This is a genomic window from Pseudomonas sp. LBUM1655 (assembly GCF_059716085.1).
The window spans coordinates 3,871,350-3,889,384 of sequence record NZ_CP166801.1 but is presented as its reverse complement, the minus strand read 5'-3'; the positions used below and the strand labels follow the sequence as shown (position 1 = coordinate 3,889,384).

16 protein-coding genes are annotated in these 18,035 nt (G+C 58.5%); 9 read left to right on the top strand and 7 right to left on the bottom strand.

Translation table 11 applies throughout. The annotated features are described in order from the left end of the window. Positions 1-3: 3 nt before the first annotated feature. Positions 4-750 carry a UDP-2,3-diacylglucosamine diphosphatase gene (gene lpxH / locus ACA074_RS17320; RefSeq protein WP_401268606.1) on the bottom strand — a complete coding sequence of 249 codons (747 nt, stop codon included), beginning with the start codon at positions 748-750 and terminating at the stop codon, positions 4-6. Then, positions 747-1,253, bottom strand: coding sequence for a peptidylprolyl isomerase (locus ACA074_RS17315; RefSeq protein WP_187681028.1), 507 nt, complete (start codon positions 1,251-1,253; stop codon positions 747-749). Before ACA074_RS17315 ends, lpxH begins: the two co-directional genes overlap by 4 nt. A 251-nt stretch (positions 1,254-1,504) precedes the next feature. On the opposite strand from ACA074_RS17315, the gene ACA074_RS17310 reads away from it, so the two are divergent. The 3 genes from ACA074_RS17310 to ACA074_RS17300 all read left to right on the top strand — a co-directional run bounded on the left by ACA074_RS17310 (position 1,505) and on the right by ACA074_RS17300 (position 6,149). Beyond that, a complete protein-coding gene (locus ACA074_RS17310; RefSeq protein WP_497677465.1) occupies positions 1,505-3,202 on the top strand; it encodes a glutamine--tRNA ligase/YqeY domain fusion protein in 1,698 nt (565 codons plus the stop codon). A gap of 21 nt (positions 3,203-3,223) precedes the next feature. After that, positions 3,224-4,606 (top strand): cysteine--tRNA ligase, encoded by a 1,383-nt coding sequence (gene cysS / locus ACA074_RS17305; RefSeq protein WP_497614661.1) that lies wholly within the window; start codon positions 3,224-3,226, stop codon positions 4,604-4,606. Between the two features lie 334 nt (positions 4,607-4,940). Continuing rightward, complete coding sequence (locus ACA074_RS17300) at positions 4,941-6,149, top strand: MFS transporter (protein ID WP_497677464.1); 1,209 nt, start codon at positions 4,941-4,943, stop codon at positions 6,147-6,149. 107 nt (positions 6,150-6,256) lie between these two features. Here the strand turns inward: ACA074_RS17300 and ACA074_RS17295 are convergent, their stop codons facing one another. Then, complete coding sequence (locus ACA074_RS17295) at positions 6,257-8,095, bottom strand: sigma-54-dependent Fis family transcriptional regulator (protein WP_497677463.1); 1,839 nt, start codon at positions 8,093-8,095, stop codon at positions 6,257-6,259. 338 nt (positions 8,096-8,433) lie between these two features. Here ACA074_RS17295 and ACA074_RS17290 point away from each other — a divergent pair, with 338 nt between their 5' ends. The 6 genes from ACA074_RS17290 (at position 8,434) to ACA074_RS17265 (ending at position 14,411) form a co-directional block, all read left to right on the top strand. Beyond that, positions 8,434-9,528 carry an ABC transporter ATP-binding protein gene (locus ACA074_RS17290; protein WP_187681023.1) on the top strand — a complete coding sequence of 365 codons (1,095 nt, stop codon included), beginning with the start codon at positions 8,434-8,436 and terminating at the stop codon, positions 9,526-9,528. Further along, positions 9,528-10,643, top strand: a complete 1,116-nt coding sequence (locus ACA074_RS17285) for an ABC transporter ATP-binding protein (protein WP_103305292.1) — start codon at positions 9,528-9,530, stop codon at positions 10,641-10,643. Before ACA074_RS17290 ends, ACA074_RS17285 begins: the two co-directional genes overlap by 1 nt. After that, positions 10,640-11,506 carry a carbohydrate ABC transporter permease gene (locus tag ACA074_RS17280; RefSeq protein WP_095189650.1) on the top strand — a complete coding sequence of 289 codons (867 nt, stop codon included), beginning with the start codon at positions 10,640-10,642 and terminating at the stop codon, positions 11,504-11,506. The genes ACA074_RS17285 and ACA074_RS17280 overlap by 4 nt, the downstream gene beginning before the upstream one ends. A gap of 9 nt (positions 11,507-11,515) precedes the next feature. Continuing rightward, positions 11,516-12,316: a carbohydrate ABC transporter permease gene (locus ACA074_RS17275; RefSeq protein WP_003192012.1), complete on the top strand. Its 801-nt coding sequence runs from the start codon at positions 11,516-11,518 to the stop codon at positions 12,314-12,316. Positions 12,317-12,326: 10 nt separating this feature from the next. Beyond that, positions 12,327-12,599: a DUF2160 domain-containing protein gene (locus ACA074_RS17270; protein WP_095189651.1), complete on the top strand. Its 273-nt coding sequence runs from the start codon at positions 12,327-12,329 to the stop codon at positions 12,597-12,599. Positions 12,600-12,668: 69 nt separating this feature from the next. Then, a complete protein-coding gene (locus ACA074_RS17265; RefSeq protein WP_187681021.1) occupies positions 12,669-14,411 on the top strand; it encodes an ABC transporter substrate-binding protein in 1,743 nt (580 codons plus the stop codon). Between the two features lie 147 nt (positions 14,412-14,558). Here ACA074_RS17265 and ACA074_RS17260 read toward each other — a convergent pair whose 3' ends face one another. The 4 genes from ACA074_RS17260 to ACA074_RS17245 all read right to left on the bottom strand — a co-directional run bounded on the left by ACA074_RS17260 (position 14,559) and on the right by ACA074_RS17245 (position 17,732). Continuing rightward, positions 14,559-14,936 carry a type II toxin-antitoxin system VapC family toxin gene (locus ACA074_RS17260; protein ID WP_401271835.1) on the bottom strand — a complete coding sequence of 126 codons (378 nt, stop codon included), beginning with the start codon at positions 14,934-14,936 and terminating at the stop codon, positions 14,559-14,561. Further along, positions 14,933-15,364 carry a type II toxin-antitoxin system Phd/YefM family antitoxin gene (locus ACA074_RS17255; protein ID WP_489880272.1) on the bottom strand — a complete coding sequence of 144 codons (432 nt, stop codon included), beginning with the start codon at positions 15,362-15,364 and terminating at the stop codon, positions 14,933-14,935. Before ACA074_RS17255 ends, ACA074_RS17260 begins: the two co-directional genes overlap by 4 nt. Positions 15,365-15,663: 299 nt before the next feature. Continuing rightward, complete coding sequence (locus ACA074_RS17250) at positions 15,664-17,061, bottom strand: heavy metal sensor histidine kinase (RefSeq protein WP_497677462.1); 1,398 nt, start codon at positions 17,059-17,061, stop codon at positions 15,664-15,666. Beyond that, entirely contained in the window at positions 17,058-17,732 is a 675-nt protein-coding gene (locus tag ACA074_RS17245) for a heavy metal response regulator transcription factor (protein ID WP_187681019.1), read from the bottom strand. The genes ACA074_RS17250 and ACA074_RS17245 overlap by 4 nt, the downstream gene beginning before the upstream one ends. Positions 17,733-18,035 lie beyond the last annotated feature (303 nt).

The following is an 18,035-nucleotide window of genomic DNA, read 5'->3' as shown; positions in this document are numbered from 1 at the left end:
TCTTCAGCCGTGCGGCAAAGCCAGCGGCGGGGCGAAGTCGAATGGCGCTAACGCATAGCCGTTCTCATCCACCTGCAACGCCCAACCCTGACGATCCCAATCCCCCAGCACAATCCGCTTCGCCGCTTGCTCACCGAGCTGCAGCTTATGGATCGCCGGGCGATGGGTGTGCCCGTGAATCAGGGTTTTCACGCCAAATGCCTGCATGATCCGCGGAATCTCTTGCGGCGTGACATCGACAATGTCATTGGCCTTCATCCGCACCTGCGCCCGGCTTTCGCTGCGCAACTTGCGCGCCAGTTTGTGGCGGGTGCTTAAAGGCAGGTTCCGCAGGATAAACAGGGTGATCGGGTTGCGCAGGTAACGACGCAGCTTCATATAGCCGACGTCGCGGGTGCAGAGGCTGTCGCCGTGCATCAACAGCACCGGTTCGCCGTAAAACTGCACGACACTCGGGTCCTTCAACAGCGTGCAGCCGGCCTGTTTGCAGAAGGCCTTGCCGAGCATGAAGTCGCGATTGCCGTGCATCAGAAAAATGGCCGTGCCGCTGTCGCTCAATTCGCGCAGGGCCTGGCAGATGGAACGCTGGAAGGGCGTCATGGCATCGTCGCCAATCCACGCCTCGAAGAAGTCGCCCAGAATGTACAACGCACTCGCCGAGCGGGCGCGTCCGGCGAGCAAATCCAGAAACGCCCGGGTTATGTCCGGGCGCTCCTCTTCCAGATGCAAGTCTGAAATCAGCAATATCACGCTTCGATGATCTCGGCTTTCTCGATGATCACGTCGTCTGCTGGTACGTCCTGGTGGCCGGCCTTGGAAGTGGTCGAAACACCTTTGATCTTGTCGACAACGTCGGTACCGGCGGTCACTTTACCGAACACGGCGTAACCCCAGCCTTGGGTGGTCTTGGCGCTGTGGTTCAGGAAGCTGTTGTCAGCCACGTTGATGAAGAACTGCGCGGAAGCCGAATGCGGCTCCATGGTGCGCGCCATGGCAACGGTGTACTTGTCGTTGGAAAGACCGTTGTCAGCTTCGTTCTGGATGCTTGGACGCTTGTCTTTCTTTTCCTTCATGCCTGGCTCAAAACCGCCGCCCTGGATCATGAAGTTACCGATTACACGGTGGAAAACAGTGTTTTCGTAGTGACCGGCGTTAACGTACTCGATGAAGTTGGCGACGGTGGTCGGCGCCTTTTCAGCATTCAGTTCGATGACGATGTCGCCATGGTTGGTGGTCAGTTTGACTTGAGTCATGGTCATTACTCTTCATAAGGAATTCGTGGTTATCGGACATTGAGCCCCAAAACCGGTTCAGCCTGCTTTGGCCAAGGTGCGCAGTTTAGCGTGACAGGCGCGAATTTCGAGGCTGTTTTTCAATTCCCGGCGATTAAATGCGTTCCTTTATAGGGCCTGCTCTGTCAGCCCCTTGACAGCATCGGCTATGATAGCGGCTTTGTTTTGTCTGGCCCCTCTCTGCGGCCGCGCACATGTAAGTCAAGGATCCTATGAGCAAGCCCACTGTCGACCCTACCTCGAATGCCAAGTCCGGCCCCGCCGTGCCGGTCAACTTCCTGCGGCCGATCATCCAGGCAGACCTGGACTCGGGCAAGCACACTCAGATCGTCACCCGTTTCCCGCCTGAGCCCAACGGCTACCTGCACATCGGCCACGCCAAGTCGATCTGCGTGAACTTCGGCCTGGCCCAGGAGTTCGGCGGCGTTACGCACCTGCGTTTTGACGACACCAACCCGGCCAAGGAAGACCAGGAATACATCGACGCGATCGAAAGCGACGTCAAATGGCTGGGCTTCGAATGGTCCGGCGAAGTGCGCTACGCCTCGCAGTATTTCGACCAGTTGCACGACTGGGCGGTCGAGTTGATCAAGGCTGGCAAGGCCTACGTTGACGACCTGACCCCTGAGCAAGCCAAGGAATACCGTGGCAGCCTGACCGAGCCGGGCAAGAACAGCCCGTTCCGCGACCGTTCGGTTGAAGAGAACCTCGACTGGTTCGCCCGCATGCGCGCCGGTGAGTTCCCGGACGGCGCCCGTGTGCTGCGTGCCAAGATCGACATGGCCTCGCCGAACATGAACCTGCGCGACCCGATCATGTACCGCATCCGCCACGCTCATCACCATCAGACCGGTGACAAGTGGTGCATCTACCCGAACTACGACTTCACCCACGGTCAGTCGGACGCCATCGAAGGCATCACTCACTCGATCTGCACCCTGGAGTTCGAAAGCCATCGTCCACTGTACGAGTGGTTCCTCGACGCCTTGCCAGTGCCGGCGCACCCGCGTCAGTACGAGTTCAGCCGCCTGAACCTGAACTACACCATCACCAGCAAGCGCAAGCTGAAACAACTGGTCGATGAAAAGCACGTCAATGGCTGGGACGATCCGCGCATGTCCACGCTGTCGGGCTTCCGCCGCCGTGGCTACACGCCGAAATCGATCCGCAACTTCTGCGACATGATCGGCACCAACCGTTCCGACGGCGTGGTCGACTTCGGCATGCTCGAATTCAGCATCCGTGACGACCTCGACCACAGCGCCCCGCGCGCCATGTGCGTGCTGCGTCCGCTGAAAGTCGTGATCACCAACTACCCGGAAGGCCAGGTCGAGAACCTCGAACTGCCGCGCCACCCGAAAGAAGACATGGGCGTGCGCGCTCTGCCGTTCGCCCGGGAAATCTACATCGACCGTGAAGACTTCATGGAAGAGCCGCCGAAGGGCTACAAGCGCCTGGAATCGGGTGGCGAAGTGCGTCTGCGCGGCAGCTACGTGATCCGTGCCGACGAAGCGATCAAGGACGCCGACGGCAACATCGTCGAACTGCGTTGCTCGTACGACCCGGAAACCCTCGGCAAGAACCCTGAAGGCCGTAAGGTCAAAGGCGTGGTTCACTGGGTGCCGGCCGCTGCCAGCGTCGAGTGCGAAGTGCGTCTGTACGATCGCCTGTTCCGTTCGGCCAACCCTGAGAAGGCCGAAGACAGCGCCAGTTTCCTCGACAACATCAACCCTGACTCACTGCAAGTGCTGACCGGTTGTCGTGCTGAGCCATCGCTTGGCAATGCACAGCCGGAAGACCGTTTCCAGTTCGAGCGCGAAGGCTACTTTGTCGCGGACATCAAGGACTCGAAACTAGGTCAGCCGGTATTCAACCGTACCGTGACCCTGCGTGATTCGTGGGGCCAGTGATTCAGCGTCAAGGAAATTAAAGTGCTGACGATCTACAACACGCTCACCAAGAGCAAAGAAGTCTTCAAGCCGCTCGATGGCAACAACGTGCGCATGTACGTCTGCGGGATGACCGTGTACGACTACTGCCACCTGGGCCACGGCCGCAGCATGGTCGCGTTCGACCTGGTGACCCGCTGGTTGCGGTTCAGCGGTTACAACCTGACCTACGTGCGTAACATCACCGACATCGACGACAAGATCATCAACCGGGCCAACGAGAACGGCGAATCGTTCGAAGCGTTGACCGAGCGCATGATCGCGGCGATGCACGAAGACGAAGCGCGCCTGAACATCAAGAAGCCGGACATGGAGCCGCGCGCCACGGATCACATTCCGGGCATGCACGCGATGATCCAGACCCTGATCGACAAGGGCTACGCCTACGCCCCGGGCAATGGCGACGTGTACTACCGCGTCGGCAAGTTCATGGGTTACGGCAAGCTGTCGCGCAAGAAGATCGAAGACCTGCGCATCGGTGCGCGGATCGAGGTCGACGAAGCCAAGGAAGATCCGCTGGACTTCGTGCTGTGGAAAGGCGTCAAGCCGGGCGAGCCGAGCTGGGAATCGCCGTGGGGCGCCGGGCGTCCGGGCTGGCACATCGAGTGCTCGGTGATGTCCACCTGCTGCCTGGGTGAGACGTTCGACATTCATGGCGGCGGCAGCGATCTGGAATTCCCGCACCACGAAAACGAAATCGCCCAGAGCGAAGCAGCCACCGGCAAGACCTACGCCAACGCGTGGATGCATTGCGGCATGATTCGCATCAATGGCGAGAAGATGTCCAAGTCCTTGAACAACTTCTTCACCATTCGCGACGTGCTCGACAAGTACCACCCGGAAGTCGTGCGTTACCTGCTGGTGTCGAGCCACTACCGCAGCGCGATCAACTACTCGGAAGACAACCTCAAGGACGCCAAAGGCGCCCTCGAGCGTTTCTACCACGCGTTGAAAGGCCTGCCGACTGTGGCGCCGGCCGGCGGCGAAGCGTTCGTCGAGCGTTTCACCTCGGTGATGAACGACGACTTCGGTACGCCGGAAGCCTGCGCGGTGCTGTTCGAGATGGTGCGTGAGATCAACCGTCTGCGTGAGAGCGATCTCAATGCAGCGGCCGGTCTGGCGGCGCGTCTGAAAGAACTGGCCAGTGTGCTGGGCGTGTTGCAATTGGAAGCCGATGATTTCTTGCAGGCGGGCGCCGAAGGGCGTGTCGATGCGGCTGAAGTCGATGCGCTGATTGCGGCGCGCCTGGCGGCACGGGCCGGCAAGGACTGGGCTGAGTCCGACCGCATCCGCGACCAGCTCACCGCCATGGGCGTGGTGCTGGAAGATGGCAAGGGCGGCACGACTTGGCGTCTGGCTGACTGATCGTCTGATCTGCTTTAAAACAAAACCCGCCTGGTGCGGGTTTTTGTTTGGCTGCGAAGAAGAGCCCCTCACCCTAACCCTCTCCCGGAGGGAGAGGGGGACTGAATGGGGGATATTCAAGAAATACGCCGACCTGAAAGGTTTTCTCCGAATCCATAATCCACGCAATCTCTCAGGTCGATGTACAACGCCAGACACCTCGGTCGGCTCCCTCTCCCTCCGGGAGAGGGCTGGGGTGAGGGGATCTTTTTGCTGTTGCTTTTGGTGTCCGCCTAGGTCTTGATGTCTGACGCGGCAGCGGGATGCTGCTCAGCGACGAATAGAGGGAGGAATCATGGCTAATCACTATCGCGAACTGCTGACAACCCCAGGTGCCACCGGGTTAGTGCTCGCGAGCTCTATTGCCCGATTACCGCAGGCAATGATCGGCATCGGCATCATCACCATGCTGGTGCAGCAAACCGGTGTGTACTGGCTGGCCGGCGCAGTCGCCGGAACGTTTACCCTGGCCAATGCACTGCTCGGCCCGCGCATCTCGAAACTCGTTGATCGGCATGGTCAGAGTCGAGTGCTGCCCATCGTCACGGCTTTCAGCGTTGTGATGTTGCTGGCGCTGATCTTCGCCGTCTACATGAGGGCTCCCGCCGCATTGTTTTTTGTGCTCGCTGCACTGGCGGGGACGATGCCGAGCATGCCGTCCATGATCAGGGCACGCTGGACGCAGTTGTTCCGTGGCAAGCCTCAGCTGCATACGGCGTTCTCCCTGGATACGGTGCTGACCGAACTGGCTTACATCATCGGTCCGCCACTGGCGATCGGTTTGAGCGTGAGCTTTTTCGCCGAAGCCGGACCGCTTGTCGCTGTGGCGCTGCTGGCCATCGGGGTGACGGCGTTTCTGTTGCAGCGCCAGACCGAACCGAAAGTGGTCTTGGGCCACAAGAGCCACACCGGTTCTACCTTGCTGATTCCCGGCGTTCGCACCATCGTGCTGGCGCTGTTGGCGATGGGGGTCATTGGCGGAGCAATCGATGTCGCCGTTGTGGCGTTCGCCAATGCACAAGGCTGGCCAGCGTCCGCCACGTTCATCCTCGCCGCCTATGCGCTCGGCTCACTGGTGGCGGGCCTGACCTTCGGTGCAATGCGGGTTTCCCTGCCGATCGAAAAACAGTTCTTCATCGGCATATTGGTCACGGCCGTTACCGGCGTACTGCCGGTTTTCTCAACAGATGTTTATGTCCTGTCAGGGATGCTGTTTATCGCTGGCATATCGTTTGCGCCAACGATGGTCGTGGTCATGAAGCTGGGGACGATCATCATCCCTGCGTCCAGGATGACAGAAGGGCTGACGTGGATGACCACTGGCATCAGCATCGGCGTAGCGCTGGGAGGCATGCTGGCGGGGTTGGTGATTGATGCGTTCGGCGCGCGAGCCGGGTTCGGGGTGGCGATTGGTGCCGGGGTGATGATGATGGTGGTTGTGTTGATTGGATTGCGCACGCTCGGTTTAGCGTCAGCGACACAGGTAGAGTCGACGTGCCAGTGATTGCGTGGATTTAGAGTCAAAAGATCGCAGCCTGCGGCAGCTCCTACACGGAAATGGTGTAGACCCTGTAGGAGCTGCCGCAGGCTGCGATCTTTTGATCTTCGCTGTTATCCGCCCATCTGCCGCAACCGCTTGTAAAGCGTATTGCGACTAACCCCCAACCGCCGCGCCAAGTGCGAAATATTCCCCCCCGCAGCCTTCAACTCCCGGTTCAGCGCTTCAACGTCATTCAAATCCAACCCCAGTGGCTGCGCGCTCTCAACCGGCTCCATCTCCAGATCGACAAAGAAATCATCCGGCAAATGCTCCGGCCGCACCGGTTGCTCCTCAGCCATGGCCAGTGCCACCTGCATCACGCTGCTGACCTGACGCAAATTCCCCGGCCACGGATGCTTGTCGAACAGTTCCAACACTTCGCGGCTCAAACCCGCCCATTGCGTCGGCTCGCGATGCTGTTCCCACAGCCGTTTGAACAACGCCTCTTTGTCACTGCGCTCGCGTAACGGTGGCAGCTCCAATGTCAGCCCACCGATGCGGTAATACAAATCCTCACGAAACCGCCCCAATTGCACCTGTTCCCGCAGCGAGCGGTTGGTCGCCGAGATGATCCGCAGATCCACCGGGAACAACTCGCTGCTGCCCACCGGTTGCACACAGCGCTCCTGCAAAACCCGCAACAACCGCGCCTGGGTCGGCAACGGCATGTCGCCGATTTCATCGAGGAACAGCGTGCCTTTGTCGGCCTTGCGAATCAGGCCGATGCTGCCTTTCTGGTTGGCGCCAGTGAACGCGCCTTTCTCGTAACCAAATAGCTCTGACTCCACCAGTTCGGCGGGGATCGCCGCACAGTTGACGGCAATGAATGCCTGTTTGCTGCGCGAACTGGCCTGATGCAAGGCTTTGACGAACACCTCTTTGCCGACCCCGGTTTCGCCGTGGATCAGCAACGGAATGTCTTTTTCCAGCAGACGCTCAGCCTGGCGCACGGCTTTTTCCACCCGACTGTCGCCAAAGTGCAGGGTGTTGAGGCTGATCGCGGTTGCAGCGACGGGTTTAGGTTCAGTCGCAAACACCCGAGCCTGAATCGGTGCCTGTTTCGGCCGCTTCAACAAGCACTGAAAGCGGTTACGTCCGGAGGTCTGCAAGGCGAACGGCAAACCGTCCGGCTGATTGATCAACTCCAGCAGCGACACCTTGAACAGGCTTTCAACGCTGACCCGCGACAAGCGCACGCCCAACAGATTGTCCGCCCGGCGATTGGCCGACAGCACCTGACCGCTCTCATCAAAAATCAGCAAGCCGGCCCATTGGCTGTCGAGGTTGTTCAAACCGGTGTTGAAGGTCAGTTGAAAGTGCTGGCCGTGGAACAGGTTGAGGATCAGTCGGTTCTCCACGGTCTGGCTCATCATCTTGACCATGCCCAAGGTGTGGGAGGGCGGCAGGTAGCTGTCACTGGACACATCGAGCACCGCGATGACTTTGCGCTCGGCGTCGAAAATCGGTGCGGCGGAGCCGGTCATGAAGCGGTTGGCCTTGAGGAAATGCTCGTCGTGTTCAATGTGTACCGCCTGCTCGCAGGCCAGTGCAGTGCCGATCGCATTGGTGCCGCTGCAGCGCTCCATCCAGCTCGCGCCGGGTTGAAAGCCCCGCGCCAGATTCGGCTCGATAAACCGTTGCGTGCCCCACGACGTCAGCACCTGGCCCTGATGGTCGGCGAGCATGATCAGGCAATTGGAATTACTGAGGATGTTCTCGTAGTAGGGCAGCACCTCCTGATGGGTGGTCTGCACCAGCGAGTGCTGGCTGTCGAGCAATTGCGCAATGCCGGCGGCGGGCAATTGGTCGAAGGCCGGGGTGCTTTGGTGATCGAGACCGAACGCACGGCAACGTTGCCAGGAACTCTGGATGATCGCGTCGTGGGACAGCGGCGGGGCAGGTGCGGCCATGGCGGTCAGCCTCTGAAGGGCATTCTTATTATTGTTATAAGGCCCCCTGTAGGAGCTGCCGAAGGCTGCGATCTTTTGATTTTGATCGTTAAAAAACAACATCAAGAGATCGCAGCCTTCGGCAGCTCCTACAGGGAATCGGGTCGCGAAAGCGTTCATAGAGTGTTGTTCACTATTGTTCATTGTCAATCGCCCAACTGTTCAAATGTGTTCAGCTCTGAACGCCGTTTAGCCGCGTTTTCAACGATTTTCACGACAAATCAATCACTTGCCATTTTTGGCACGAAAGTCGCTCCAGTGCACAGGTCGCTTGACTCCAATAATAAAAAGGCCGAGCCATGTCACTCACCCTGGAGCACGTCTGCCGTACCGTCGAGGGCCAGACCTGGATCGACGATGCGTGCCTGAAATTCGAACCCGGTTCCTTCAACGTTTTGCTCGGGCGCACCCTGTCCGGCAAGACCAGCCTGATGCGCCTGATGGCAGGGCTGGACAAGCCCGACAGCGGCCGCATCCTGATGAACGGCGTCGACGTCACCCAACGACCGGTGCGTTTGCGCAACGTGTCGATGGTCTATCAGCAGTTCATCAACTACCCGACCATGACCGTGTTCGAGAACATCGCCTCGCCGCTACGGCAGGCTGGTGTGTCGAAAGAGATCATCCACAGCAAGGTGCAGGAAACGGCGAAGATGCTGCGCATCGAGAAGTTTCTGCAGCGCTATCCGCTGGAACTCTCCGGCGGACAGCAGCAACGCACGGCCATGGCCCGGGCGCTGGTCAAGGATGCCGAGCTGATTCTGTTCGATGAGCCGCTGGTCAACCTCGACTACAAACTGCGCGAAGAACTGCGTCAGGAAATGCGCGAGCTGTTCAAGCTGCGCCACACCATTGCGATCTACGCCACCACCGAGCCCAACGAAGCGTTGGCGCTGGGCGGCACTACCACGATTCTTCATGAAGGTCGGGTGATTCAGAGCGGCCCTTCGACCTCGGTTTACCACCAGCCGCAAACCGTGCTGGCGGCGGAGTTGTTCTCCGAGCCGCCGATCAACCTGATGCCGGGGCGAATTGCCGGCAACGAAGTCAGCTTCGCCAACTTCGTACACTTCCCGTTGAACGTCGATCTGCGCCCGGTGGGCGAGGGCGAGTTCCGCTTCGGCGTGCGCCCCAGCCATATCTCGCTGGTGCCAAGCAACGACGACGATCTGGAATTGGCAGTGACCGTCGAAGTCGCCGAGATCAGCGGTTCGGAAACTTTCCTGCACGTGCGCAACGAGCATTTTCTGCTGGTGCTGCACCTGCCCGGCGTTCACGAATACGACGTCGATGCGCCGATCCGCATCTATATCCCGACCCACAAACTGTTCGTTTTCGATGCGCAGGGCCGTCTGGTGCAAGCACCTAGCCTGCGTGTCGCGAGGGTTGCCTGATGGCCGAAATCCGTTTGCAACACCTCGCCCACAGCTACAGTAAAACCCCCAGCGGCGCGGAGGATTATGCGATTCGCGAGATGGATCACGTCTGGGAGCAGGGCGGTGCCTATGCGTTGCTCGGGCCGTCGGGTTGCGGCAAGTCGACCTTGCTCAACATCATTTCCGGCCTGCTCAGCCCCTCGCAGGGTCATGTGTTGTTCGACGGCAAAGCAGTCAACGACCTGACACCGGAGAAGCGCAACATTGCTCAGGTTTTCCAGTTTCCGGTGGTTTACGACACCATGACCGTGTTCGATAACCTCGCGTTTCCCCTGCGCAATCAGGGCATGGCCGAGGCGAAAGTACACAGCAAGGTGCAGGAAATCGCCGAGGTTCTCGATCTGCAAAGCCTGCTGAGCAAAAAGGCCCGCAACCTCACCGCCGACGAAAAACAGAAAGTCTCCATGGGCCGTGGGCTGGTGCGTGACGACGTTTCGGCGATCCTCTTCGATGAACCGCTGACAGTGATCGACCCGCACCTGAAGTGGAAACTGCGGCGCAAGCTCAAGCAGATCCACGAGCAGTTCAACATCACCATGGTCTACGTGACCCACGATCAACTGGAAGCCTCGACTTTCGCCGACAAAATCGCGGTGATGTACGGCGGCCAGATCGTCCAGTTCGGTACGCCACGGGAGTTGTTCGAACGGCCGAGCCACACCTTTGTCGGCTACTTCATCGGCAGCCCCGGCATGAACCTGATCGAGGTGCAGCCGCAACCCGGCGGCGTCGGTTTCGCCTCGACCCACCTGCCGTTGTCCGACGCCTTGCAACGCCATATCGAACACGGCCAGTGGAAAAATCTGAAGGTCGGCATTCGCCCGGAATTCATTCATGTGTGGGACGAGCCGTTTGACGACGCGATGCAGGCCAGGGTCGTACACGTCGAAGACCTCGGTACCTACAAGATCATGACCCTGGACCTCGACGGTGCGCCGCTGAAAGTGCGCCTGGCCGAAGACAAACCAGTGCCGCAGGGCACCGCGTACATCAGTTTTCCGGCGCAATGGCTGATGGTCTATGCCGACGAGTTTCTGCTTGAAGCCCCAGAAGAAAACGAGGTGCAGCCATGAACAAGGTGCAGAACAACAAGGCCTGGTGGCTGGTGTTGCCGGTGTTTCTGCTGGTGGCGTTCAGTGCGGTAATCCCGATGATGACCGTGGTCAACTATTCGGTGCAGGACATCTTCGACCAGTCCAGCCGCTACTTCGTCGGTGCCGACTGGTACAAGCAAGTGCTGCTCGATCCGCGTTTGCACGACTCGCTGCTGCGCCAGTTCATCTACTCGGCCTGCGTCTTGTTGATCGAAATCCCGCTGGGCATTGCCGTTGCCCTGACCATGCCGACCAAGGGCCGCTGGTCGTCACTGGTGCTGATCATTCTGGCGATTCCGCTGCTGATTCCATGGAACGTGGTAGGCACCATCTGGCAGATCTTTGGCCGCGCCGATATCGGCTTGCTCGGTTCCAGCCTCAATGCCATGGGCATCAGCTACAACTATGCGGCCAACACCATGGACGCCTGGGTCACGGTGCTGGTGATGGACGTCTGGCACTGGACTTCGCTGGTGGCGCTGTTGTGTTTCTCCGGGTTGCGGGCGATTCCCGACGTGTATTACCAGGCCGCGCGGATCGACCGGGCCTCGGCCTGGGCTGTGTTCCGCCACATCCAGTTGCCCAAGTTGAAAAGCGTGCTGCTGATCGCGGTGATGCTGCGGTTTATGGACAGTTTCATGATTTACACCGAGCCGTTCGTGCTCACCGGCGGCGGGCCGGGTAATGCCACGACCTTCTTGAGTCAGACGTTGACGCAAATGGCCGTAGGGCAATTCGACCTGGGTCCGGCAGCGGCGTTTTCGCTGGTGTACTTCCTGATCATCCTGTTGGTGTCCTGGCTGTTCTACACCGCCATGACGCACTCCGACGCCAACCGCTGAGGCCCGGCCATGAGCAAAAGAAAGCTGATCCCGTTGCTGGTCTACATCCTGTTCCTGCTGGTGCCGATCTACTGGCTGCTGAACATGTCCTTCAAGAGCAACACTGAAATCCTCGGCGGCCTGACGCTTTTCCCACAGGACTTCACGCTGGCGAACTACAAGGTGATCTTCACTGATCCGAGCTGGTACACCGGTTATCTGAACTCGCTGTATTACGTGAGCCTGAACACGGTGATTTCCCTGAGTGTGGCGTTGCCGGCGGCGTATGCGTTTTCGCGCTATCGTTTTCTCGGCGACAAGCATCTGTTCTTCTGGCTACTGACCAACCGCATGGCGCCGCCGGCGGTGTTCCTGTTGCCGTTCTTTCAGTTGTATTCGTCGATTGGCTTGTTTGACACGCACATCGCCGTGGCGCTGGCGCACTGCCTGTTCAACGTGCCGTTGGCGGTGTGGATTCTGGAAGGCTTCATGTCGGGTGTGCCGAAGGAAATCGACGAAACCGCCTACATTGATGGCTACAGTTTCCCCAAGTTTTTCGTGAAGATTTTCATCCCGTTGATCGGCTCCGGCATCGGCGTCACGGCGTTTTTCTGCTTCATGTTTTCCTGGGTCGAATTGCTGCTGGCGCGCACGTTGACCTCGGTAAACGCCAAGCCGATTGCCGCCGTGATGACCCGCACCGTCTCGGCTTCGGGTATCGATTGGGGCGTGCTGGCAGCGGCGGGGGTGTTGACCATCCTGCCGGGCATGCTGGTGATCTGGTTTGTTCGCAACCACGTGGCCAAGGGCTTTGCCCTCGGCCGGGTCTGAGGAGCTGATGATGGAATGGATGAGTTGGACGACACCCACAGCCGCATTCTTTATCGTCATTGGCCTGATCCTGGCGGGGATGACGACGTGGGAGCTGCGCTCGCCGAGCATCCTGCGGCGAGGTTTTCTGCCGATTGCCACCACCCGTGGCGATCGCTTGTTTATCGGTCTTCTCGGCAGCGCCTACCTGCATCTGCTGGTAATCGGCGCCACCGACTGGAGCATCTGGGTCGCGTCCGCGTTGTCCCTGGTGTGGCTGTTGGCTGTGATGCGTTGGGGCTAGGTTCTTTACAAAGTCCGCTCGGCGGGCTTGTGTAAAAAGTCAGCTCCACAACTTAAACAGGAGGTCTCTATGTTCGACAAAAACAATAAGCTGCGACATAGCATTTCATTGGCAGCCATGCTGGCACTCAGCGGTTTGAGCGCGTCTGCCTGGGCCGATGCCTACGAAGACGCCGCGAAAAAGTGGATCGGCAGCGAATTCAAACCGTCGACCCTGACGGCTGAACAGCAGTTGGAAGAATTGAAGTGGTTCATCAAGGCCGCCGAGCCGTTTCGCGGGATGAACATCAAGGTGGTTTCGGAAACCCTGACCACTCACGAATACGAGTCCAAGGTGCTGGCCAAGGCCTTCAGCGAAATCACCGGGATCAAGCTCACCCACGACTTGCTGCAAGAAGGCGACGTGGTGGAAAAAATGCAGACGGTGATGCAGTCCGACAAGAATATCTATGACGGCTGGGTCAACGACTCGGACCTGATCGGTACGCACTTCCGCTACGGCAAGACCGAATCGATCACTGATCTGATGGCCAACGAAGGCAAGAACTTCACCTCGCCGACCCTCGACCTCAAGGACTTCATCGGCATCTCGTTCACCACTGCGCCGGACGGCAAGATCTATCAACTGCCCGACCAGCAGTTCGCCAACCTGTACTGGTTCCGCGCCGACTGGTTCGAACGGGCGGATCTGAAAGCCAAGTTCAAGGAAAAGTACGGCTACGAATTGGGCGTACCGGTGAACTGGTCAGCCTATGAAGACATCGCCAAATTCTTCAGTGAAGACGTCAAGGAAATCGACGGCAAACGTGTTTACGGGCACATGGACTACGGCAAGAAAGACCCGTCGCTGGGCTGGCGTTTCACCGATGCCTGGTTCTCCATGGCCGGTGGCGGCGACAAGGGCCTGCCTAACGGTCTGCCGGTGGACGAGTGGGGGATTCGTGTCGAGGATTGCCACCCTGTCGGCTCCAGCGTGACCCGTGGCGGCGACACCAACGGCCCGGCGGCAGTGTTTGCCACGACCAAATACGTCGACTGGCTCAAGGCCTACGCGCCACCTGAAGCGGCGGGCATGACCTTCTCCGAATCGGGGCCGGTGCCGTCGCAGGGCAACATCGCCCAGCAGATTTTCTGGTACACCGCGTTCACCGCCGACATGACCAAACCGGGCCTGCCGGTGGTCAACGCCGACGGCACGCCGAAATGGCGCATGGCACCGTCACCGCGTGGGCCGTATTGGGAAGAGGGCATGAAGCTCGGTTATCAGGACGTGGGTTCGTGGACGTTCATGAAATCCACGCCTGAGAAACAGAAACTCGCGGCGTGGCTGTACGCGCAGTTCGTGACTTCCAAAACCGTATCGCTGAAGAAAACCATCGTCGGCCTGACGCCGATTCGTGAGTCGGACATCAACTCGCAAGCGATGACTGACCTGGCGCCGAAACTTGGCGGTCTGGTCGAGTTCTATCGCAGCCCGGCCCGCGTGCAATGGACCCCGACCGGGACCAACGTGCCGGACTATCCGCGTCTGGCGCAATTGTGGTGGAGCCACATCGCCGAAGCGGCCAGCGGCGAGAAAACTCCGCAGCAGGCGCTGGATGGGTTGGCGAAAGATCAGGACGCGATCATGACCCGACTGGAACGCTCCAAGGCCCAAGCCACTTGCGCACCGAAAATGAACCCGGAACGCGACGCGCAATACTGGTTTGATCAGCCAGGCGCGCCGAAACCGAAACTGGCTAACGAGAAGCCGAAGGGCGAGACCGTGAGCTACAACGAACTGCTGAAATCGTGGGCGGATGCTCGCAAGTAAAGGCTGAACTGTGAAAAGAGAACGGCACCGCAAGGTGCCGTTTTCTTTTGTGGCTGATTTACCGTCATCGCGAGCAGGCTCACTCCGACAGGTGTTGTGTCGTTCACAAAATCCGAAGTCACCGCAGATCATTGTGGGAGCATTGGGTTAAACTAGGACAGCCAAATCTGTGTACTGAGCAACCAATGGATCAGCCGTAAGCAGTTTCATCGGTTCGGTCATTGCGGTTGCCACGATGAGGCGATCAAAAGGATCTCGGTGGTGGTGCTCAAGATCCTTAACAGCAATGGCATGTTCGGAAGTCACCGGCAGTTCGATAAATCCGCTATCGAGGCAATATTGGCGGATTTCTTCCAGATCAACGTTCAGTTTTCCGAGTCCAACCTTGATAGCCATCTCCCAGAAGGTGGCGGCACTGATGTAGATATCGGCAGCGTTTTCAATCAGCTTTCTGGCTTTGCCGGACAGTCTGGCGTCATCAGTGAGTGTCCAGAGCAGAATGTGCGTGTCGAGCAGCAGCCTCATGCTTGAGTGCCTTCAAAGGCATCCAGCATGTCATCGGGTATTGGTGAATCGAAATCCTGGGGCAGCACCAGTTTGCCCTTCATCGCACCGATGCGCTGCGTGCTGGGTTTTCCTACCGGAACAAGGCGAGCCATCGCCCGACCATGCTTGGCAATGGTGATGACTTGCCCGGCAGCGGCGTCATCAACGAGTTTGGATAAATTGTTTTTGGCTTCAGCCAGCGGAACGATGATCATCAGTTCACTCCTGTATTCTGGACAAATATAGCCAGAATATTTTAGAGCTGCAAAATCACGCCCATGCTCCGTGCAAATGACGGGTTGATCATTGGGGCTTCGCCGATAGGGGAGTTGCGTGACATGAGTTTGATGCCGGGCTGCCAAAGCATCGACGCCCCCAACCAACTCACAAAAGACATCTCGTTTCATTATTTGCCTCGTTTCGATATTCGACCTGCCTGGGCACTCACCTTAGAGCTATCCACTCAAGGCTGGCTGTAGGACGAAACGGAGGTTAAAGCGAGAGCTTTCGGAGTTTGTGCGGGGACGCGAGCGTTTCGGTAAAAAATCGCACAAAACGCTCGATTTCCGCTCAGGCATTCAACATTGCTATCGACTGACCCACCGCTATCGCTGGCAAGCCAGCTCCCACAGGTTTCGGTGGTGTTCACAAAATCCGGAGTCACCGTAGATCACTGTGGGAGCTGGCTTGCCAGCGATGGGGCCATTCACGCCTCCGCAGGAAAACCCAATCGGAACACGGTCATCGCACCGGGCAGGCTTTTCACGTCGGCCACGCCCTGATGCAGGCTCATGATCGAACGCACAATCGCCAGCCCCAACCCGGTACTGCCCTGCGAGCGCGAGCGGCTGCTGTCGACCCGGTAGAAGCGATCAAACAGATGCGGCAAATGCTGCGCCTCGATCCCCGCGCCAGGATTACTGACCAGCAGTGACGTCTGCGCCGCGCCTTGCTCGATCAGCAGCGTCACGGTTTTCCCGGCCGGGCAATGCCGAAGCGCGTTGGACAGCAGATTGGAAATCGCCCGCTGAATCATCAACCGATCGCCCATCACCGACGCACTGCCAAGCACGTTCAAATGAATCTGCTTGTCCTGCGCCGACAGCGAAAACATCTCCGCCACCTTCAATGCTTCCACCTCCAGCGCCACCGACTCAAACGGTGCCAGTGCCGATGGATGACTGACCTGCGCCAAAAACAGCATGTCCGAGACAATCCGCGCCACGCGCTCCAGTTCTTCAGTGCAGGAGACCAGCACATCCTTGTACTCATCCACGCTGCGTTCGCGTGACAGTGTGACTTGCGCCTTGCCCATCAGATTGTTGATCGGCGTGCGCAGCTCATGGGCCAGATCATCCGAGAACTGCGACAACTGCTGCACCCCGGCATCCAGCCGATGCAGCATGAAGTTGATGCCTTGCGCCAGTTCGCTGAGTTCCTGCGGCATGTTCACCACTGAAAGCCGATGATCCAGATCCTGAGTCGAGACCATCGCCGCCACTTTGCGAAACTCGCGCATCGGCGCCAGCCCGCGCTGCACCGCGCCCCAGGCAGTCAGGCCAATGAAGATCAGCAACAACGGCAAGGCAATCAGCGTCGAGCGCAGATAGGCACTGAGCAAGGCCTGATCGTGAGCGTTATCCATCGACAGCAACACCGGTACGCTGCTGCCATCCTTGAGGCGGATCAGCTTTGACACCGTCAGAAACTTTGCGCCTTCAGCATCAGTGCTATCGCTGTAGCTCAAATGCTCGGTGGTCGCCCGAACGGCTTTCAATTCAACCCGTGGATCGGCCAGTCCCGAGCCGGATTTCAGCAGCGGCGTACGCAGATTTGCGCGGTCGTAAATGGTCAACGTGAGGTTGTCATGGCCCATCACCTGATCGAGCAAGATATGCGGTTTGGAGCGAATCTCACCGGCATCGGCGTACAGCGACAGGCTGTGTTCGACTTGCTCCACCTTCTTTTCCAAGCTGTCTCTGGAAAGCGCATTGAGCTCATGGGTCAGGGCGAAATACGCCAGGATCGCCAGAAACACCACCAGCAGCGCGCCGAGAATACTCACCGTCAAACCCAGGCGCATCGACAGACTGGCCGGTTTCATTCGCGCGCCTCCAGCACATAACCGACACCGCGCAGGGTGTGGATCAACTTGTGGTCGAACGGGTCGTCGATCTTCGCGCGCAACCGCCGGATCGAAACCTCGACGACATTGGTGTCGCAGTCGAAATTCATATCCCACACCAGCGAGATGATCTGCGTGCGCGTCAGCACCTCGCCGGACTGGCGCATCAACAGATGCAACAGGGCGAACTCCTTGGTGGTCAGGTCAATGCGCTGCTCGCCACGAAACGCACGATGGCGCCCGGGATCAAGTTCCAGATCAGAGACTTTCAACACCTGCGGCACCGGGATGTTTTCGCTGCGGCGCATCAGTGTACGGACCCGTGCCAGCAACTCGGGGAACTCGAATGGCTTGACCAGATAATCGTCGGCGCCCAGATCGAGACCGCGAATCTTGTCGGCCAGGCGCCCGCGCGCGGTGAGCATCATTACCCGCGTGGCGTGGGTACGGCGCAGTTGTTCCAGCACGCCCCAGCCGTCGAGTTCCGGCAGATTCACATCGAGAATAATCAGGTCGTAGGCCTGCTGTTGTGCCAGATGCAGTCCATCGGCGCCGGTGGCCGCGTGGTCGACGATATAACCACTTTCGGTCAAACCCTGATGCAAGTATTCGGCAGCTTTAAGCTCGTCCTCGATGACAAGGATTCGCATGATCTATCACCACTTTTATTTAATGGATATTTAATTAAGGGTGGCCGGGAAAGTTGTTGTTTTTGTAAGGGCTTCCGGACGGGTTTTATTAACGACTAAAAATATTCCTACAGAGATTTCTCTGTGTGCAGGTGTGCAAGGTAAAGGCTGTAGTAGCTACAGAGTCAACGAAAAACCTCTCGATGAAGCCCTGAATAGAGCCACTGCGACAGCCTGTCGCAGGGCGATAAGGCATCCTTCATGAGAACTCGTTTCAGGCAAGTGCTGTTCGGCAGATAACTTCGGTGTATTTGTTTCCGTGTA